The sequence below is a fragment of the Actinomycetospora sp. NBRC 106375 genome, assembly GCF_030269665.1.
Classification (GTDB): Bacteria; Actinomycetota; Actinomycetes; order Mycobacteriales; family Pseudonocardiaceae; genus Actinomycetospora.
On the sequence record NZ_BSTS01000022.1, the window covers coordinates 39,650 to 58,376 of the forward strand.

The following is an 18,727-nucleotide window of genomic DNA, read 5'->3' on the forward strand; positions in this document are numbered from 1 at the left end:
GGGAGACGCCCGGAGCGGTCCCGACGGGGCCTGGAGGAGGTCACACATCGTGACGGCGCGCGAGCCCTGGCGGGCTCCTGGAGAGCCCGGTTCCGGGCTTGCTCCCGCGCCCGGAGCAACACCTCCGGACCACCCCGTACGCCCGGTGACGGCGGTGGCCGCCTCGGCCGACGGGGACAGCCCGGTGCGCCCCGTTCGTCCCAGTCGCCGGCGCCGCGGGTCGACGGGGTCGGCTCCCGCGTCCGACGTCACCGCCTCCCCGGCCGAGTCGGCCGAGTCGGCCGAGCCCCCGTACCGCCGGTTCGACCTGCGCCGCGCCGACCCGCGCCGCTGGAGCCTCTGGCAGGCCCCGCGCCGGGTCGTCGTCGCGGTCCTGCTCGTCGACCTGGTCGCCGTCGTCCTCTCGCTGGCCGTGGCCGGGCTCGAGCCCGTCGGGGCCGCCGACTGGCGCACGCTCGGGCTGCTCGTCCTCGGCCTCGTCGTCCACGTCGAGACGGCGCGGGGCATCGAGCGTCGCCGCGAGATCGTCGCCGACGGCCAGCCCTACATCGAGCTGAAGTCCGTCTGGAGCTTCGCGGGGCTGCTGCTGCTGCCCCTCGGGCTCGCGCTGGCGCTCGTCGTGGTGACGTTCGCCTACTGGTGGCTGCGGGTCAGCCAGCGTCCCGTCGTGCACCGGTGGACCTACTCGGCCGCGACCGTGCTCATCGCCTCGGTGGCGGCGTGGGCCGTCCTGGAGCTCATGCCCGGCGGCCTGCTCGTCAAGGTCGCCGGCCCCGTCGGGCTGCTCGTGCTCGTGGCCGCCGGGCTGACGCGCTGGGTCGTCAACCACGGCCTCGTCGTCTTCATGATCTGCCTGAGCGCCCCCGGGACGCCGTGGTGGCAGCGGCTCGGCTCCCCGACCGACACGCTCATCGGGCTCGGGGCGCTCGCGCTCGGCGCCGCGCTGGCCGTCATCGCGCTCACGACCCCGTGGCTGCTGCCGGTCCTGCTCGTCCCCGTGATGGGGATGCACCGCGGCTTCCTGATCCAGCAGTTCGCCCGCGCCGCGCGCACCGATCCCAAGACCGGCCTCGCCAACGCCACCGCGTGGCGCGACCAGGCCGACCGCGAGCTCGCCCGCCTGCGCCGCCGAGGCGGCGAGCTCGGCGTGATCATGGTCGACATCGACGCCTTCAAGGCGATCAACGACCGGCACGGGCACCTCGTCGGCGACGCCGTCCTGCGCGCCGTGGCGGACACCCTGCGCTCGGAGGTCCGGCCCTACGACGCGGTCGGGCGCTTCGGCGGCGAGGAGTTCGTGGTGCTGCTCGCCGAGGCCGGGCCCGAGGAGGTCGGCCGGATCGCCGAGCGCCTGCGCCGCAGCATCAGCGAGTGCGAGGTCACCGTCGCCCCCACGCTGGGCGGCGGCACGGTCACGGGCCTGACGGCCTCCATCGGCACGGCCACGTTCCCGCGGGCGTCCCGCGACGTCGACGGGCTGATGGTCAGCGCCGACGCGGCGCTCTACGCCGCGAAGCACGGGGGCCGCAACCGGGTGGAGTGCGCACCCCCGCGGTAGGCCCCTACCGGAACGCGGCGATCCCCGTGACCGCCTGGCCGATCGAGAGCGCGTGCATCTCCTCGGTGCCCTCGTAGGTCAGCACGGTCTCGAGGTTGGTCATGTGCCGGAACACCGGGTACTCGAGCGTGATCCCGTTGCCGCCGAGCACCGTGCGGGCGCTGCGGGCGACGTCCAGCGCGGCGCGGACGTTCGCCATCTTCCCGAAGCTGACCTGCGAGGGGTGGACCTGCTCGGCGTCCTTGAGCCGCCCGATCCGCGAGGCCGTCAGCCCGGCCTGGTTCACCGCGACGACCATGTCGGCGAGCTTGCGCTGGGTGAGCTGGAACCCCGCGATCGGCTGCCCGAACTGCTCGCGGTCGATCGCGTACGACAGAGCCGACTCGTAGCAGGTCCGTGCCGCCCCGACCGCGCCCCACAGGATCCCGTAGCGGGCCTCGTTGAGGCAGCTCAAGGGACCCTTCAGCCCGGTGACCTCAGGGAACATCGCGTCCGCGGGCAGGCGCACGCCCTCGAGCACCAGCTCGGCGGTCAGCGACGCGCGCAGCGAGAGCTTGTGCTTGACCTCGTTCGCGGTGAAGCCGGGGGTGTCGGTGGGCACGACGAAGCCGCGGATGCCTGTCGAGCCGGCGTCGGGATCCGTCTGCGCCCAGACCACCGCGACGTCCGCGAGCGTCCCGTTGGTGATCCACATCTTGGTGCCGTCGAGCACCCAGTCGTCGCCGTCCCGACGCGCGCGGGTCCGCATCGAGCCCGGGTCCGAGCCGGCGTCGGGCTCGGTGAGGCCGAAGCAGCCCAGCGCGTCACCCGTGGCCATCGACGGCAGCCAGCGCTGCTTGTGCTCCTCGGAGCCCCACCGGTGCAGCGCGTACATGGCGAGCGAGCCCTGCACCGAGACGAAGCTCCGCAGCCCGGAGTCGACGGCCTCGAGCTCGCGGCAGGCCAGCCCGTAGCTCGTGGCGTTGGTCCCGGCGCACCCGTAGCCCTCGAGATGCATCCCCAGCAGACCGAGCGAGCCCAGGCCCTTGGCGATGTCGCGCGGCAGGGTGTTCGACTCGTACCACTCGGCGATGCGCGGCGAGAGCTCCGCAGCCGCGTAGTCGCGGACCGCGTCGCGGATGTCGCGCTCCTCGGCGCTCAGGTCGGCGTCGACGGCCAGGAAGTCGCTGGGGTCCGGAGACATGCCCTCACAGTAGGCGGTCGACGGCGTCCGCACTGGCCCAGAACTGGGCGAACCCGGGATGGAGCGGGAGGTCACCCACCTCGTCCACCGGCGTCCAGCGCAGCTCGGTCGCCTCGCCGTCGGTCGGCTCCAGGGCGGGGGGCTCGGCGGTCTCGAGGCGGCCGTGGACGGTGACGTAGGACCAGCCGCCGTGCTCGTCGACGGTCTCGTCGGTCAGGCGGACGTGGGCCGGGTCGACACCGGTCTCCTCGACGGCCTCGCGCAGCGCCGCCTCGCGCGCGGTCTCGTCGCTGTTGCGCGCGCCGCCGGGGATGCCCCACGTCTCGCCGTGGTGGCTCCACCAGACGCGGTGCGCGAGCAGGACCGCCCCGCCGTGGCGCAGCAGCAGCCCCGCCGCCCCGAAGCGGCCCCAGTGGCGGTGCCCGGCGTCGCAGACCACCCAGCCGTCGCCGTCACCCCTCATACGGGTCGAGCTCCGCTCCGTCTCCCGGCACGGGGGATCACGGTAGGCGCTGCGGCCCCACCGGGCAGGACGTGCGGGCCGGTGCGGTGGGATGGGCGGCATGAGCGACCTGCCCCCGTTCGGGGCCGAGGAGGAGCTGCTGCTCGTCGATCCCGCGAGCGGCGCGCCGCGGGGCCGGTCGGGTGCCGTGCGCGACGAGGCGTCCGGGGACCTCGACGGCGAGATGCGCACCGAGCAGGTCGAGACGGCGACGGCCCCGCACCACACGGCCGAGGACCTCGCCGCCGACCTGCGCCGCCGGCGTCGCGAGGCCCGAGACGCGGCGCAGGCGTCCGGGGTCGACGTGGCCGGGCTCGCGACGTCGCCGGTCGCGCCGGAGACCGAGGCCGCGTCGGCCGCCAACACCGAGGGACGCTACGGGCGGATCGCCGAGCGCTTCGGGCCGATCGCCACCGCGCAGCTCACGAGCGGGCAGCACGTGCACGTCGAGGTCTCCTCGCCCGAGGAGGGCGTCGGCGTGCTCGACCGGATCGGCCCCTGGCTGCCGGTACTGCGGGCGCTGGCGGCGAACTCGCCGGGCTGGCAGGGACGCGACACGGGCTACGCGAGCTACCGCTCGGTGGTGTGGTCGCGCTGGCCCTCGGCGGGCCCGACGCGCGTGTTCGGCTCGCTCGCGGCCTACGACGCGGCGGTCGAGGCCATGCTGGCGACGGACACGGTGCTCGACGAGGCGATGGTCTACTTCGACGCCCGGCTCTCCCGCGAGCTCGGGACGGTCGAGGTCCGGGTGACGGACGTGGCGCTCGAGGTCGACGACGCCGTGCTGGTCGCGGTGCTCTCCCGGGCGCTCGTGGCCACCGCCGCCCGGGCGCACCGGCGGGGCGAGGAGCGGCCGACCGCCCCGATCGAGGCGCTGCGCCTGGCGCACTGGCGCGCCGCGCGGTGGGGCCTGACCGCCGACCTCGTCGACCCCCGCGGCGGCGGCACCGCGCCGGCCCGCGACGTCCTCGCCGCGCTGCGCGCGCACGTGGCCGAGGCGCTCGACGAGGCCGGCGACGGCGACCGCGCCGCGGACGGCTGCGCCCGCCTGCTCGCCGAGGGCACGGGGTCGGAGCGCCAGCGCGCCGCCGCGCGCTCGTCCGGCAACGACGACACCGACCTCGCCGCCGTCGTCCACGACGCCCGCGAGCGCTTCCTCTGACCGGCCGTACGTGAGCAGTTGGCGCCCCGGATGGGGGCGCCAACTGCTCACATGGAGGCGGCGCGCGCGGTGATGCCCCGGGCCATGGCGCCGAAGAGGGCGGGGGCCGCGGCGCGCAGGGCGGTGCCGTAGGCGACGCCGGCGAGGCCCGAGGCCGCGAAGCACACCGCGAGGCGCAGGTGCGAGCCGTGGCCGGAGACGTCCGGGTCGACGGCGAGCTCCAGGGTCGTCGTCCCGGGCTGGCGCAGCTCCGAGCGCAGGCGCAGCGCGGTGCCGGGCGCGACCGACTCCACGCACCAGCCGTCCACCACGTCGCCGGCCTCGAGCGGCCGACCCTCCGGTCGTCCGCGGTAGGCGCCGACCCCGCCGAGCAGCTGGTCGGCCCAGCCGCGCAGCGTCCAGGCGCCCAGCGGGACGTACCAGCCGGTGTCCCCGCCGATGCCGTCCACGACCGACCAGAGCACGTCCGCGTCGGCGGGGCAGGGCTCCCCGGTGCTCCAGCGGTACACCGCGCCCCCGGACCCCGCGGGGTCGGCGGGCGAGGCGAGGGCGGGGTCGTCGAGGTCGGGCACGCCGGCGCGGCGCAGGCCCAGCGCCGCCCGCACCGCCGCGTCGTAGGTGGTGCGCCCGCCGGGCGGCGGCCCGATGACCGACAGCACGTCGTCCTCGGCGCAGACCAGGTCCTCGGACAGCGACTCGATCAGCGGCGTGACGAGGTGCCGCGACAGCGGGGTGAGGGCCTCCACGACGCGACCGGCCAGCGCGGGCCCGCCGGGCGGGACGGGGACGGGCACCGGGACGGCGGCGCTCTGCGGGAGCCCGGCCAGGCGCAGGTAGCGCCGGATCAGCTCGAGGTAGCTCAGGACGTCCGGGCCGCCGACGTCGAAGCGGCGGTTCACGTCGTCGGGGAGGTCCAGCGCGCCGACGAGGTAGTGCAGGACGTCGGCGATCGCGACCGGCTGCGTGCGGTGGGCGAGCCACGGGACGGCGGGCAGCACCGGCACGCGCTCGGCGAGGTAGCGGATCATCTCGAAGCTCGCCGAGCCCGATCCGACGACGATCGAGGCCTCGAGCGCCGCGGTGGGCACCGGGCCGTCGAGGAAGACGTCGGCCACCTCGGCCCGCGACGAGAGGTGCCGTGACGTCGTCGCCGACGACGGCCGCAACCCCCCGAGGTAGACGAGGCGCCGCACGCCGGCGTCCGCCGCGGCCGCGTCGACCAGGCAGGCGGCCGCACGGTCGCGGTCGGGGAAGTCGTCGTGCTCGAGGGCGTGGGCGAGGTGCACGACGGCGTCGGCGCCCTCGACCAGGGTCGCCACGGCGCCCGCGTCGGCGAGGTCGCCGGGGACGACGTCGACGCGCTCGGCCCAGCCGGTGGCGACGAGCTTGCCGGGAGTGCGGACGAGGACGGTGACGTCGTGGCCCGCGGCGAGCAGGCGCCCCACCAGGCGCACGCCGACGTAGCCGGTTCCCCCGATCACCGCACAGCGCATGCGGTCATCCTCGTGGGCCCGCCGCGGCGGGGCATGCCGGGGCGGTGCCCGATCAGCTGACGGTGGGCTTCCCCGGACGGTCGGCGGCGCGCTGGTCGACGAACAGTCCGCCGCCGCGGCGGGCGACGAGCACGAGCTGCCAGACGGCGAAGGCCAGCAGGATCGCCCCGATGATGGTCTGGTCGAGCACCATCGCGACGATGCCGGCGGTGGCCACCACCCAGATCACGGTGTCGCGTGCCGTCCGTCGCGCGCGCATGGCCCCAGCCTCCGATCCGCCTCCGTCTCCCGGACCGCGGCCCCCCGACGCGGGTCACTCGATCGTGGCCGAGCGACCCCGCCAGTGTCGCCCGTTCGGGCCGACATCGCAGCGTATCGACGGTACGGAACCCGCGTCCCCACCCGTTCGTCCCAGCGGATCGGCGGAGCGTGAGCAACATCTGTGACCAACGCCACACAGGTTCGCCGGAGTGGTCCGCGTCAAAGGCGTTTGCGCGACCGGCCGTACGGATAGATCATGGTGGTTCGGCTGACGCAGGGCACACGCGTGCGCGTGGACCCTGTTCGCGACGGAAAGGTCGCGGTCGAGGGAACCGCCACGGCGGCCGCGACGTCATACCGAGTACAGCAGGTGCTCCGGACCCCGGGGCGCGGGCCCACCCCGGGCCGCTCCGAGGACCGACACGCAATAACCCCGGATACGTACGACGCCCGGCGCACGACTGTGCCGCAGGGGCCGTGGCGAGGCGCGCGCAGGCGCGCCTCGTGTCGGGCCCGGCGGCACCGACCCCGCCCTGCCCGCTCCGCAGGGGCCGGGGTGCAGACCACCGACGAGCGAGATTGGACGAGCAGGATCATGGATTGGGAGCTCGCGGCCTGCCGCGACCACGACCCCGAACTCTTCTTCCCCCTCACCGAGCACGGTCCAGGCTCGGCCCAGCTGAACGCCGCCAAGGCGGTGTGCGGCAGCTGCCCGCTCCAGCGGGGCTGCCTCCAGTGGGCCATGGACACCGGCCAGGAGGCCGGTGTCTGGGGCGGCACCAGCGAGGACGAGCGGCGGGCCATGCGCCGCGCCGCGCGCATCGGCGACACCGCCGACCGGCACGCCGCCTGAGCGGACACCCGAGACGAACGACGGGCCCGGTTCCCCCGAGGGGGAGCCGGGCCCGTCGTCGTCCGCGGGGTGGGTGTCAGCCGCGTCCGGTGACCTTGCGGGCGGCGAACTGCAGCACCTGCCCTCCCGTGGAGATCACGGCACCGGCCACGCTGAACGCGGTCTTCACCGTCATCGCCGCAGCGTTGCCCGCGATGCGCACCGGGTTGTAGTCCGGGGCGTTGTCCTTCACGTCCTGGGCGGCCTGGCGCACCGAGCGGTCGACCTGCTGCGCGGTGGACTCGGCGGCGGCGCTGACCTTCCGAGCGGTCGTGGTGCCCGCGTCGTCGAGCTCCGAGGCGACCCCGGAGGACACGGTCGCGGCGCGGTCGCCGGCGTCGACGACCGCTCCCCCGGCCTCGTCGGCGCGGGCCTTGGCCTCGGACCCGGCGTGCTGGGCGACCCGCGTGGCGTCCTTCGCGACGCGCTCGCCCGCGCGCGACGTCGTGGTGGCGACCTGGTCGCCGCTGACCTGCGCGACGGTCGCGGCGTCCTTGGCGGCGGCGGACACCGACTTGTCGCCGGACGCGGCCTTCGCGGCCTCGTCGGCGACACCGGTCGCGCCCGCCTGGGCCTGCGCCACGGCCTTCTTGCCGGACTCCTCCACGCGGTCGGCGTCCTTCTGCGCGGTCGCCTTCGCGTCCGCGCCGACCTTCTTGGCGCTGCTCGAGGCCTTGTCCGAGGCGGACTGCGCCTTGGCGCGGGCGCCCTCGGCCGTCGCCTTCGTCGTCGCCTTCGCTGCCTCGCCGGCGGTGTTCTCCGTGCCCCCGGCGACGGTGTGCGTGTCACGCACCTTGCCGTCGGTGCCGTGCACGACGACCTTGCCGCCGCCGTCCTTCGACACGATCTCGGTCGCCCGCTCGACGGCCTCGGCCTGCGTGGCCGCCTTGGCGCTGGCGCGCTGCGCGCCCTTCTTCTGCACCTGCCAGCCGTCCTCGGTGGGGACGACGTAACGGTCGGCCATTCGGTCTCAACTCCTGACTGTCGACATCATCCGCGTGGTTGATTCCCAGGCTCCGACCTGCACAAACGCAGCGTGACCGGCACCGAACTCAGCCGTTGAGCGCCGCCGTCGCGCGGTCCTGGAGCTCGAGGTAGCGCTTGGTGGCCTCGTCCCGGACCTCCTCGAGGCGCGCGAGCCACGACGCCTGCGGCGAGCCCTCGGGCACGAGGACCGGACCGTAGCGCTCCACGAGCCCCGGTCCCACCACGGAGGCGGCGGTGGCGGCCGTCGCCGAGCCCGCCGCCTGCGCCCACGCGATCGGCCCGAGCGGCACGCAGCCGAAGAACTGGCTGACCCCGGGGGTCTGGACGACCGCCACGAGCGCGCCGGCGGACACGATCCCGGCGCCGATGACCAGCGGGCTGCGCGCGCCGCCGGCGACGATGGTCTGCCCCAGCTGGGTGCCGACGAGCGCCGTGAGCGCCACGGTGCGGGACCGCGCCGGGCTGCCGTACGGCGTGGCCTGGGCCTGGAACCACGCGAGGCTCGCGCCGCCGGCGGTGGCCATGGCGCGCAGCCCGATCTCGCGGTTGAGAGCCTCGCCGAGCGACGCCTCCGGCCCCTCGGCCAGCAGCTCGGCCGCCGACTCGGGCTGGGGCGCGCGCACCGCGAGGGCCAGCGAGGGGACCAGGTCGGTGAGCAGGTTGACCAGCAGGAGCTGGCGCGCGTTGAGCGGTGAGGTGCCCGTGGTCGTGGCGCCGAGCACCGTGAACGCGATCTCGCCGAGGTTCCCGCCGACGAGCACGCCCAGCGCCTCGCGCACCGAGGCCCACATCGCGCGGCCCTCGACCAGCGCGGCGAGGATCGTCTCGAGCCGGTCGTCGGTGATGACGAGGTCGGCGGCGGCCCGGGCCGCGGGCGTGCCGCGGCGGCCGAGCGCGATGCCGACGTCGGCCAGCCGGATCGCCGGGGCGTCGTTCGCGCCGTCGCCCGTCATCGCCACGGTCCGCCCGAGACGCTGGAACGCCTGGACGATCCGCACCTTGTGCCCCGGCGTGCCGCGGGCGACGACGCGGACCTTCGGCAGCACGTCGTCGAGCGCGTCGTCGTCGAGCTCGTCGAGCTCGCTGCCCGTCACGACGATCCCGCCGCCCCGCACGTCGAGCTCCTCGGCGACGGCCTCGGCGGTGCTCGGGTGATCGCCGGTGATCATGACGACCTGGACGCCCGCGTCGCGCAGGTCGCGGACCGTGGCCTGCGAACCGGCGCGCACCGGGTCGGTGAACCCGACGAAGCCGGTGAACTCGAGGTCGGCGACGTCGGCGTCGTCGAGATCGTTGTCGTCGCCGCCGTCCGTGTCGCGCTCGGCCGCGCGGGCCGCGTGCTCGTCGGCGGTGAGGACCTTCTCGGCCACCGCGAGCACGCGCATGCCCTGGCCGGCGAGCAGCTCGGTGTGCTCGACGAGGCGCTGCCGGGCGTCATCGTCGAGCGGGGCGCCGCCCCAGCTCGTGGCGCGGGCGATGACGACCTCGGGCGCGCCCTTCACCGAGAGCAGGCGGAACGGACCGTCGTCGGTGGCGTCCTCCGGCGGATCCACCTCGCCCAGCGTCGCGTGGTACCCGCGGGACGGGTCGAAGTCGAGCGAGGCCACGGGCCACCATCCCGGGCGCTTCTGGGCCGGGTCGACGTCGAACTGCTGGCCGCCGTAGACCACCGCACGGTCGGTGAGGTGCGCGAGGCGCTCCCCCGGCGCGGGCCGCGGCGTGGCGCGCAGGGCCGCGGCGAGGACCCGGCGCTGGCGCTTGCGCAGACGGTCGGTGGGCCGCAGCTTGACGCCGTCGGAGATCGCCGACAGCGCGAGGCGGCCCTCGGTGAGCGTGCCGGTCTTGTCGAAGCACAGGACGTCGGTGCGCCCGATCGCCTCGATGGTGCGCGGGTTGCGAACCAGCGCGCCCTCGGCCGACAGGCGTCGCGCCGACGCGAGCTGGGCGGCCGACACGACGAAGGGCAGGCCCTCGGGGACGCTGGCGACGGCCAGGCCGACGCCCGAGTGCAGGTTCTGCTGGAACGGCAGGCCCCGCAGCGCGCCGGCGGCCACGACGGCGGCCGCCGACCCCAGCGCCAGCGGGGTGGTGATCTTCGTGAGCCCGGCGAGGCGCTCGTCGACGCCGGCGACGGGCGCGGCGGCCTTCGCGGCGGCCGTCGACCGGCCGACCTCGGTGCTCGAGCCGGTGGCCACGACCACCGCGGCCCCGCGGCCGGTCGCGACCGTGCTGCCCTCGTAGAGCATCGAGCGGCGGTCCGCGACGGTCCGCGCGATCACCGGGGACGGGGTCTTGACCACCGGCAGCGACTCGCCGGTCAGCGACGACTCGTCGACCTCGAGGGCGTCGGAGCGCAGGACGCGGCAGTCGGCGGGCACGACGTCGTCGGGGCCGAGCTCGATGATGTCGCCGACGACGACCTCGTCGGCGCCGACGCCGCGGGTGTGGCCGTCGCGCAGCACCCGCGTGCGGATCGCCGAGCGCTCGAGCAGCCCCGAGACGGCGCGCTCGGTGGCGACCTGCTGGACCCCGCCGATCAGCGCCGAGAACGCGGTGACGCCGACGACGATCGCGGCGTCGACCACCGCGCCGATGGCCGCCGAGAGCACCGCGCCGCCCGCGAGGACGGGCGTCAGCGGGTTGTTGAGCTCGTCGAGGAACGCGCGGCCGAGCGTCGTCCCCGTCTCCGCGGCGGCCGGGTCGTCCCGGTGCCGGCGGTGGGCCTCGGCGGTGGTCATCCCGCGCTCGGTGACGTCGAGGCGCGCGAGCACGGTGCTCGCCGGCATGACGTGCCACGGCGTGCGGCTCACGCCCGGGACGACGACGCGCCGGCCCAGCTCGGTGGCCTGCCACGCGCCGTTGCCGAGCGAGACCGCCGCCGCGCCGTTGACCGCGAGGCCCGCCAGCGACGACCCGCGCGGCGCGGTGCCAGCCGTGGCCATGATCGTGCCGAGGACCGTGCCGGCGCGGGCGAGGTTCACCGACCGGCCGGACACCCCGCGGGCGACCTTGACGCCCTCGATGAGCAGCGCGGCCGTGCCGAGGTCGTCGCCGACGAGGACGTGCGCACCCCAGGGTGCGGTGCCGTCGGGCCGCGACACGCCGATGCCGAGGTCGGCGGCGGCCAGGGCGCGGCGGTCGCGGGAGACGACGAGCACGCCCGCCCCGGCCTCCTGCAGCTCGCGCACCGACGTGCGCAGCGCCTCCCCGCCGGCCACCGCGCGGTCGCCGATGCCCGACGCGATCCCGTCCTGCCCGCCGACGACCAGGGTGACGCCGGCGCGGCGGGCGGCCGCGGCCAGCGCCTCGGCGGCGGACGCGGGCTCGGGCAGCACGCCGACGACGGCGGCGAGCCGGTCGTCACGGCGCAGGCCCAGGACGTGGGTGGCGCCGTCGGCGACGAGCGCGTCGGCGGCCTCGAGCGCCCGCGGGTCGTCGCCCCCGGGCACGTCGTCGAGCGGGGCCAGCAGCCAGTGCTCACCTTCGCCGGCGAGGCGCTGGTGCGTGGTCGCGTCGGTCGGGTCGAACAGCTCGTGGACCCGCGGCACGAGATCCTCGAGCGGGTCCGCGGTGCCGTCGGCACCGGGCAGGGCGAGCAGGTCGCCGAGCATGAGGACGCCGGTGGTCAGCGCCTCGGCGTCGAGCAGGACGGTGTCGACGCGGTCGAGACGGCGCAGTGCGGTGGGCTCGACGACGACGGCGCCCCGGCGCGCGAGCACCCGGCCGAACGTGGTCGCGAAGCCCTCGCGCCCCATCCGTCCGGCCTTCGGCAGCGTCGAGAGCGCGACGCCGGCACCCTTGCGCAGGCTCCCGGTGCCGGCCGCGACGGCGGCGAACCCGACGGCCGCCCCCGTGCCCACGACGTCGCCGTGGCGCTCGACGGGACCGAGGGGCAGCGGCACCGGGCGGGGCTCGTGCAGCGCGTCGTCGGCGACGGCGACGGCGTGGTCGGCGGTCTCCAGCAGGCGCGGCTCGGCGTCGGTCCACGTCGCCGCGCGGGCGCGGGCCTCGGCGACCTGCATCGCGCGGTAGGCGGCGTCGACCAGCAGACCGGTGCTGCCCTGGCCGATCGCCTGGGCGGCGGCGTTGGAGAGCGCGAGCAGGACGTTCGCGCGGTCCTGCCCGACCGCGCGCTCGACGGCGTCGCGCAGGCGGGGCTGGTGGTCGACGAAGGTCGCCGCGGACGCGAGCTCGGTGGGCAGCGGCGTGCGGCGCAGGACGGTGCCGACGGCGGCCACCCCGAGACCGGCGAGGTCGGCCGCGAGCGCGGTGAACGCCTGCTGGGCGGCGCCGATCGTGCGCGGGGTGGGCTCGACGGCGTACCCGCCCTCGCGCTCCTCGAGGATCTCGACGAGGTCGACCAGGTCGTCGACGACCTCCTGGCCGGGCAGTCCGGCCGGACCGGAGCGACCACCCGGTCCGCCGGTGTCGTCGAGGTCGTCGAGGTCGTCGGCGCCGTCGGCCATGCCGACCACGACCGCGCCGAGGGTCGCGTTCACGGCCGCCCAGGCGACGTCCGGGTGCGCCGCGAGCGCCTTCTCCACGGCGCGCGCGAGCTCCTCCCCCGCCTCGCCGACGATCCCGGGGATGCCGATCTGCACCCGCCCGGCACCGCGCCACACCCGGCGGCCGCGGTGCCGGAACGGGTCGACACGGTCGAGCACACCGGAGGCGATGCCCAGCGGATCGACCATGCGCGCGAGCAGACCGCGCTGCGGACGGGGTGCGGGTGGAGAAGCCATGGGGGTGGCTGGCGTCCTCTCGACGACGGGTGCGCGGGTCGGTGGTCCGCGCCGTGGTCTCGACGCGAGCGGTGCCGCCGCACCGGCGCGACGGCGCCCGAACGGCCCAACGTCGGACACCGGCGAGCGACAGCTTACGGGCGGTGCAGTGCCGGGTGACGCGGCGAGCGCGACCCGGAAGTGGCTGTCGGATGAACGTCACGTCGATCGGGTGAGGTTCCCGGGCCGCCGGGACCCGCTGCGCGCGAGGCCACCGCGTGCAGCAGTTTCCCGGCGGGCGACCAGGTCGCGAGCCGCAGCGCGCCGGCGCGGAGCGCGGCGACGACGCGGTTGCCGGGCAGGAAGAAGTGCCGCGAGCGGCGCGCGGCGCTGCTCGCCGCCAGCGCCGCCGGGCGGTGGGCGCCCTCCCACGCCGCGAGGCCCGCCTCCGGGTCGTCGGGGTGCGCGGCGAGGTGCGTGCCCAGCGACTCGCCGCCGACCAGGGCCAGCGCCGAGCCCTGCCCGGAGTACAGCGTCGGGCACCACGCGGCGTCGCCGACGAGCACGACCCGCCCGCGCCGCCACGAACCGAGGCGGATCTGGGCGACGGTGTCGACGTGCGTGGCACCGGCCTCCTCGACGCCGTCGAGGATCTCGGGCATCAGCCCGGCGAAGTCGCCGTAGACCGCGCGCAGCGTCCCGACCGGGTCGGTGGCGACGCGCTCGATGTCGCCGGCGAGCTCGGCCCGGAACGTGAAGAACACGACCGGCGCGTGGGCCTCGACGGCCATGAGGTGCGCGGTGCGCCCGACGTCGGCGGGCACGACGTAGTCGCCCTCGCGCAGTCCGCCCGGCAGCCGCGGCAGCACCGCGGAGACGACCACGTGGTCGAACTCGCGGCGGAAGCGCTCCTCGGGCCCGAAGACCATCGAGCGCACCGCCGACCGCACCCCGTCGGCCCCGACGACCAGGTCGAACCGCTCGCGGGTGACGCCGTCGGGACCGTCGAGGACGACGTCGGCGGCGTTGCGCGCCATGTCGATGCGCCGCGGGACCGTGGCGAAGCGGACCGCGACGTGCTCGGGGCGCGCCGCCCACAGCGCGGCCTCCAGGTCGCCCCGCACCAGCGCCAGCGCCGCCGGGTCGTCGGCGAGGGAGGCCTCGACCCGGGACACCGTCCGGCCCCGCGCGTCCACCCCGGTGATCACGCCGTCGGCGGGCAACCGGGTGCGCAGCGCCTCGGCGACACCCAGCCGGCCGGCGGCGGCGAGTCCCTCGGGCGCGAGGCGGACGAAGTACCCCCCGGTGCGCCGGGCGTCGGCGCGCTCGCAGACGACGACGTCCCAGCCGGCACGGTCCAGCGAGGTGGCCGCGGCGAGCCCGGCGACCCCGGCCCCCACGACGAGAGCGCGCCGTCCGTTTCGCCCGGTCCGCTCCACGATCACGAGAGTAGGCGTCCGGCGCCCGTCCGGCCGCCCGTGGCGACGTGGTGCCGCTCTCGGTCCCGACCGTTCCGGGTCCGGACAGCGAACGGCCCCGCCACCGGAGGCGATGACGGGGCCGGGAGAGAGCGCGCTCAGATGTCCGAGGGCTCGACGCGCTTGAAGTGGGCGCACTGGCACTGCGCGCAGTGGTCACCGAGGTAGTAGTGCTCGTGCGACTCGCGCGGGTGCTTGCAGGCGCACAGGTCCACGAGCGGGACCCGGGCCAGTGACGGCGGCAGGGGGGCGCGGAGGAGAGGACGGTGGGACCGACGGTGGTCGATGAGCTTCATGAGTCAGGAAGTCCGTTGAGGTGGTAGGGCCGGCAGGGACGGTCGAAGAGCGGTCGTGGGCACTTCGGGCCCGCACGCGCTGTGGACACGTGCGGATGACCCGGAACCGGCGGTAGATCCGTTCCGGGCCGCGGCGAGCTCATGGCGCACCCGGGCCAGTTCGCGTCGGGCTCGGTCGAGCTCGTCGTGGGCCTGATCCCGCTCGCGCGTGACCAGGGCCACCTCGTCCTGCAGAGTCACGACCATCGCGGCCGCGGTGAGGGTGAGCCCCTCGTCGAACAGCTCGCGGATCCGGGCGGCGAGGGCCAGTTGACGGCGCGTCCAGCGCCGATGCCCGCCGGCGGAGCGTTCCGGGCGGACCATCCGACCCGCGTCCAGACTCCGGAGGAACGCCGGTCGAACCCCGAGGAACTCCGCCGCCTGACCGGTGGTCAGGGCGGGGGTGTCCTCGTCGTCGAGGCTCTCGGCGCCCACGGCTTCCGTCGCGTCCTTGTGTTCGTGCTCTGCGCAGTCCGACCCGCCCGTGAGCAGGAGGGACGTGCCGAAGTTCTACTCGGCACTACAACTTCTGTCAACGCCGTCGGGGCCCGACGCGAGCGCCGTCACCCGGACGAGGGGACGGGGGACGCCGAACGGCCCGAACACCACATGACGGTCACACGAAATCAGGAAACCGGTATGTCGATGTGGCCCGATCCGGGTACGGGTAGTGGAAGAATGTCGATCGAGGAGCGCGGGAAGGGGGAGGCGTCGTGACCACCGAGTCCGGCTCGCCCGTGCCCGGAGCCCAGGACGGACCGCCGGCCGGCCCGCTGCCCGAGCGCCTGGGTCAGCGGTTCGCGCTCGGCGAGCTCATCGGCCGCGGCACCTGCTCCGAGGTGTACCGCGCCCACGATCTCCTGCTCGACCGCGACGCCGCAGTGAAGATCTTCCCGGTCGAGAACGACCCGCGGATCGAGCGCGAGGTCGCGCTCATGGCCTCGCTCGACCACCCGAGCCTCGTGCCCGTGTACGACGTCGGCTCGGTCGACGGGCGTGCGTTCGTCGTGATGGCGCTGCTCGAGGGCGGCAACCTCGTCGACCGGCTGGCCGACGGCCCCCTCGGCGTCACCGAGACGCTGCTCGCGGTCGCGTCGGTCGCCGACGGCCTCGCCCACGTCCACCGCGCGGGCGTGCTGCACCGCGACGTGACGCCCCGCAACGTCCTCTTCGACGCCGACGGCCGCGCCCACCTCGCCGACTTCGGCGTCGCCTTCGTCGCCGACGCCCCCCGGATCACCGACACCGGCATCGTCGTCGGCTCGGCGCCCTACCTCGCGCCCGAGCAGGTGGCCGGCGGGACGGTCGGGCCGCCCGCGGACGTCTACGCGCTCGGCCTCGTGATGATCGAGGCGCTCACCGGACGGCCCGCCTACGACGGCAAGCCGCTCGCCGCCGCCCGGGCGCGCCTGGAACGGCGCCCGGAGATGCCCGCGGGCATCGACATCGAGGTCGAGGCCCTGCTCGAGGCCATGACCGCCGACGAGCCGCGCTCCCGGCCCGCCGCCGACCGCGTGTGCGTCGGCCTGCGACGCGCCGCCCTCGCCGCCGAGACCCTGACGCCGCTGCGGGCCGTCGCCCCGATCGCCGGGACGGGGCCGACCGCCGCCGTCCCGGACGCCACCACCGAGACCCTGCGCTCCACGGGCACCGGCGCCGCGGTCCGGGGGCCGGCCGCCGCGACCGGCACGGCCGGGGCCGCCCCCGTCGGGCTGCCCGGCGCCGCCGCGTCGGCCGACACCCCGGACCCCGACGAGACGCCGGGTCGTGGGCGCCGCGCCGCCGCCGGAGCGGGCGGGCTGGTCGTCGCTGCCTCCGTCGGTGCCGCCGTGCTCCTCGCGAGCGGCGTCGTCGTCGCCTCCGCCTGGACCGTCGACCGCGTCGGCGCCGCCGCCCCGCCCGCGGCCACGGTGGCGCCGCCGTCCGCGGAGGTCGTCGCCGACCCGGGCGCCGGGTCCCTGCTGGGCGGCGGCTCCGGTGGCGGGTCCGAGCACCGGGAGAGCTCGTCCGACGACGCCACGGTGTCGACGCGGGAGGCGGGCACCTCCGACACCTCCGACGCCTCCGACACCTCCGACGGCTCCGACCGCCGGGCCGTGGCGAGCACGCAGCGCGAGGCGCCGCCCACCGACGGCGGCTCGACCGAGCGCACGACGACGACCACCGAGCCGACGTCGACGCCCACACAGGAGCCGACGCGCCGCCCGAGCACGCCGCCCCACGTCACGGTGCCGTCGGTGCCCGGCCTGCCCTCGGTGTCGCTGCCGAGCCTGCCGACCGAGACGTCGGCCGACGACGAGACGAGCACGGCGACGCACTCCACGACGACGCCGCACACGACGACGCCGCGCCCGACCACCACGTCGCACGCCAGCACCACGCGCCCGTCGACCACCACGTCGCGGACGACCACGACCAAGAACGCCGCGGGGCTCGACCCGGCGGTCGAGGCCCTCGGCGGTCTGTTCGGCGACGGTCGCTGAGCTCGCCCGACGTCACGGCCGGTCAGCGCGACGACGCCACCGACCGGACGTCGAGGCGCTGCAGGACCCGGTCCGCGACCTCGGGGTCGATGCCGGGCTCGGTCCGTGCGGCCAGCACCTCGCGCCGCGCGGCCGCGAGGGCGAGCGTCTGCAGTCGCGTCCACTGCTCGCGGCGCCGGCGCAGGGTCTCGAGTCGCTGCTCGTAGTCGGGACGGTCGGCGGAGTCCTCGCCGGGTGCGTCCCCGGCGCCGCCCTCACCGGTGCCGAGGCGGGCGAAGCGCGCCCGCAGCTCGCCCAGCACCTCCTCCCCCACGGTGTCGTCGACACCCACCGCCTCGCGGTCGAGCGACGCGAGCTCGGTCAACGCCGCGCGCCGTGCCCGGGACGCGAGCCGCTGCTCGGCCGCCCGCCCGACCTCCTCGCTCTCGCGCACCCCGAGCGCCCGGAGCAGCAGCGACAGGGTGAGACCGGGGATCACGAGGGTCGCGACGAGCACGCCGGCCGCGATGATCACCAGCTCGGTCCGGAACGGGAACGGCGCGCCCTCGGCGGTGACACGCGGCAGGGCGAGCGCCAGCGCGAGCGTGGCGAGGCCCCGCATCCCCGACCACGTGAGCACCACGGCCTCGCGCCCGGTCCGCGGCGCGGCGGTGGGGTCCGCGCCCCGACGGCGCACGGAGATCAGCGCGCCCAGCATCCAGACCGCCCGCACGCCGACGACGACCACGGCGACGACCGCGGCGTCGGCCACCATCCGGCCGAGCGCGTCCCCGGCGTCGGCCACCACCGCTCGCAGCTCGAGGCCGATGAGCGCGAACGCCGCCGCGGTCACGAGCATCTCGACGACGTTCCAGAACGCCCCGCCGGTCAGCCGCGGCAGGACGTCGTCGGCGTCGGCGTGCTGGCGGGTCTGCAGCGCCGCGACGACGACCGCGATGACGCCGGAGGCCTCGACCGCGTCGGCCGCGAGGTACACCGCGAACGGGAGCACGAGGGTCAGCGCGCTGGGTGAGACGGCGTCGGTGAGCCGGTCGGCGAGACGCTCGGCGAGCCACGTCGCGGCCAGCCCGACGGCGACCGCGCCGACGGCCGCCCAGACGAGGCCGAGCGCCGTGCCGATCCCGGGCTGCTCCCCGGACACGGTCGCCGCGATCGCCGCCTGGAACACGACCAGCGCGAGCGCGTCGTTGAACAGGCCCTCGCTCTGCAGCACGGCCACGAGCCGGCGCGGCATCCGCAGCGGCCCCGCCACCGCCTCGACGGCCACCGGGTCGGGCGGCGCCACCGCGGCACCGACGGCGAGCGCGGCGCCGAGCGCGATCCCGGGCACCAGCCACATCACCGTCGCGCCGACCACGGCGATCGTCGCCGCGACCAGCAGCACCGCGAGGAACAGCACCGAGCGCCAGCGGGCCCGGAACACCGACCACGACGCGCGCTGGGCCGTCGCGAACAGCAGCGGCGGCAGGAACAGCGGCAGGATCAGCTCGGGCTCGAGGTCGGGCGCGTCGATGCCGGGCACGAAGGCGCCGGCCGCGCCGACGAGCACCAGCAGCACCGGCCACGGCAGCCGCAGCCGGTCCCCGACCCCGACCAGGAGCACCCCGACGAGCAGCGCGGCGACCATCAGCGCCAGGACGGTCATGGCGGATGACCTTGCCAGAACACCGCG

The 18,727-nt window shown here is 76.2% G+C and carries 14 protein-coding genes; 4 read left to right on the forward strand and 10 right to left on the reverse strand.

Annotation, left to right across the window (positions count from 1 at the left end; genetic code table 11):
- Window positions 1–145 precede the first annotated feature (145 nt).
- On the forward strand, window positions 146–1,558 hold the full coding sequence (locus QSK03_RS27675) for a GGDEF domain-containing protein (RefSeq protein WP_285658800.1): 1,413 nt from the start codon (window positions 146–148) through the stop codon (window positions 1,556–1,558).
- Window positions 1,559–1,562: 4 nt separating this feature from the next.
- Here the strand turns inward: QSK03_RS27675 and QSK03_RS27680 are convergent, their stop codons facing one another.
- Both QSK03_RS27680 and QSK03_RS27685 read right to left on the reverse strand, forming a co-directional pair.
- On the reverse strand, window positions 1,563–2,741 hold the full coding sequence (locus tag QSK03_RS27680; protein WP_285658802.1) for an acyl-CoA dehydrogenase family protein: 1,179 nt from the start codon (window positions 2,739–2,741) through the stop codon (window positions 1,563–1,565).
- A gap of 4 nt (window positions 2,742–2,745) precedes the next feature.
- Window positions 2,746–3,204, reverse strand: a complete 459-nt coding sequence (locus tag QSK03_RS27685) for an NUDIX domain-containing protein (protein ID WP_285658806.1) — start codon at window positions 3,202–3,204, stop codon at window positions 2,746–2,748.
- Window positions 3,205–3,304: 100 nt separating this feature from the next.
- Between QSK03_RS27685 and QSK03_RS27690 the strand changes: the two genes are divergently transcribed.
- The gene (locus QSK03_RS27690) at window positions 3,305–4,405 is read left to right on the forward strand and encodes a carboxylate-amine ligase (RefSeq protein ID WP_285658807.1); all 1,101 of its coding nucleotides are present in this window, start codon (window positions 3,305–3,307) and stop codon (window positions 4,403–4,405) included.
- Window positions 4,406–4,452: 47 nt separating this feature from the next.
- Here QSK03_RS27690 and QSK03_RS27695 read toward each other — a convergent pair whose 3' ends face one another.
- Together QSK03_RS27695 and QSK03_RS27700 are read right to left on the reverse strand one after the other, a co-directional pair.
- On the reverse strand, window positions 4,453–5,898 hold the full coding sequence (locus QSK03_RS27695) for a DUF2867 domain-containing protein (RefSeq protein WP_285658808.1): 1,446 nt from the start codon (window positions 5,896–5,898) through the stop codon (window positions 4,453–4,455).
- A 52-nt stretch (window positions 5,899–5,950) separates the two neighbouring features.
- Window positions 5,951–6,157 (reverse strand): hypothetical protein, encoded by a 207-nt coding sequence (locus QSK03_RS27700; protein WP_285658809.1) that lies wholly within the window; start codon window positions 6,155–6,157, stop codon window positions 5,951–5,953.
- A gap of 597 nt (window positions 6,158–6,754) precedes the next feature.
- On the opposite strand from QSK03_RS27700, the gene QSK03_RS27705 reads away from it, so the two are divergent.
- The gene (locus QSK03_RS27705; RefSeq protein ID WP_285658810.1) at window positions 6,755–7,012 is read left to right on the forward strand and encodes a WhiB family transcriptional regulator; all 258 of its coding nucleotides are present in this window, start codon (window positions 6,755–6,757) and stop codon (window positions 7,010–7,012) included.
- 76 nt (window positions 7,013–7,088) lie between these two features.
- On the opposite strand, the gene QSK03_RS27710 is transcribed toward QSK03_RS27705, so the two are convergent.
- From QSK03_RS27710 to QSK03_RS27730, 5 genes are all read right to left on the reverse strand, one after another.
- A complete protein-coding gene (locus QSK03_RS27710) occupies window positions 7,089–8,015 on the reverse strand; it encodes a DUF2188 domain-containing protein (RefSeq protein WP_285658811.1) in 927 nt (308 codons plus the stop codon).
- An 88-nt stretch (window positions 8,016–8,103) separates the two neighbouring features.
- Window positions 8,104–12,732 (reverse strand): cation-translocating P-type ATPase, encoded by a 4,629-nt coding sequence (locus tag QSK03_RS27715; protein WP_285658812.1) that lies wholly within the window; start codon window positions 12,730–12,732, stop codon window positions 8,104–8,106.
- Window positions 12,733–12,914: 182 nt separating this feature from the next.
- On the reverse strand, window positions 12,915–14,198 hold the full coding sequence (locus QSK03_RS27720; RefSeq protein ID WP_285658813.1) for an FAD-dependent monooxygenase: 1,284 nt from the start codon (window positions 14,196–14,198) through the stop codon (window positions 12,915–12,917).
- Window positions 14,199–14,335: 137 nt separating this feature from the next.
- Window positions 14,336–14,533, reverse strand: coding sequence for a hypothetical protein (locus tag QSK03_RS27725; RefSeq protein ID WP_285658814.1), 198 nt, complete (start codon window positions 14,531–14,533; stop codon window positions 14,336–14,338).
- A 3-nt stretch (window positions 14,534–14,536) separates the two neighbouring features.
- Window positions 14,537–15,007 (reverse strand): helix-turn-helix domain-containing protein, encoded by a 471-nt coding sequence (locus QSK03_RS27730; RefSeq protein ID WP_285658815.1) that lies wholly within the window; start codon window positions 15,005–15,007, stop codon window positions 14,537–14,539.
- Window positions 15,008–15,285: 278 nt separating this feature from the next.
- Here QSK03_RS27730 and QSK03_RS27735 point away from each other — a divergent pair, with 278 nt between their 5' ends.
- Window positions 15,286–17,055: a serine/threonine-protein kinase gene (locus tag QSK03_RS27735; protein ID WP_285658816.1), complete on the forward strand. Its 1,770-nt coding sequence runs from the start codon at window positions 15,286–15,288 to the stop codon at window positions 17,053–17,055.
- Between the two features lie 22 nt (window positions 17,056–17,077).
- Here the strand turns inward: QSK03_RS27735 and QSK03_RS27740 are convergent, their stop codons facing one another.
- Window positions 17,078–18,700: a cation:proton antiporter gene (locus tag QSK03_RS27740; RefSeq protein WP_285658817.1), complete on the reverse strand. Its 1,623-nt coding sequence runs from the start codon at window positions 18,698–18,700 to the stop codon at window positions 17,078–17,080.
- Window positions 18,701–18,727: the final 27 nt, after the last annotated feature.

Bases quoted from the DNA above. Each gene is read 5' to 3' on its own strand.
- QSK03_RS27680 (WP_285658802.1), bottom strand. From the start codon at position 2,741: ATGTCTCCGGACCCCAGCGACTTCCTGGCCGTCGACGCCGACCTGAGC.
- QSK03_RS27685 (WP_285658806.1), bottom strand. From the start codon at position 3,204: ATGAGGGGTGACGGCGACGGCTGGGTGGTCTGCGACGCCGGGCACCGC.
- QSK03_RS27690 (WP_285658807.1), top strand. From the start codon at position 3,305: ATGAGCGACCTGCCCCCGTTCGGGGCCGAGGAGGAGCTGCTGCTCGTC.
- QSK03_RS27695 (WP_285658808.1), bottom strand. From the start codon at position 5,898: ATGCGCTGTGCGGTGATCGGGGGAACCGGCTACGTCGGCGTGCGCCTG.
- QSK03_RS27700 (WP_285658809.1), bottom strand. From the start codon at position 6,157: ATGCGCGCGCGACGGACGGCACGCGACACCGTGATCTGGGTGGTGGCC.
- QSK03_RS27705 (WP_285658810.1), top strand. From the start codon at position 6,755: ATGGATTGGGAGCTCGCGGCCTGCCGCGACCACGACCCCGAACTCTTC.
- QSK03_RS27710 (WP_285658811.1), bottom strand. From the start codon at position 8,015: ATGGCCGACCGTTACGTCGTCCCCACCGAGGACGGCTGGCAGGTGCAG.
- QSK03_RS27715 (WP_285658812.1), bottom strand. From the start codon at position 12,732: ATGGTCGATCCGCTGGGCATCGCCTCCGGTGTGCTCGACCGTGTCGAC.
- QSK03_RS27725 (WP_285658814.1), bottom strand. From the start codon at position 14,533: ATGAAGCTCATCGACCACCGTCGGTCCCACCGTCCTCTCCTCCGCGCC.
- QSK03_RS27740 (WP_285658817.1), bottom strand. From the start codon at position 18,700: ATGACCGTCCTGGCGCTGATGGTCGCCGCGCTGCTCGTCGGGGTGCTC.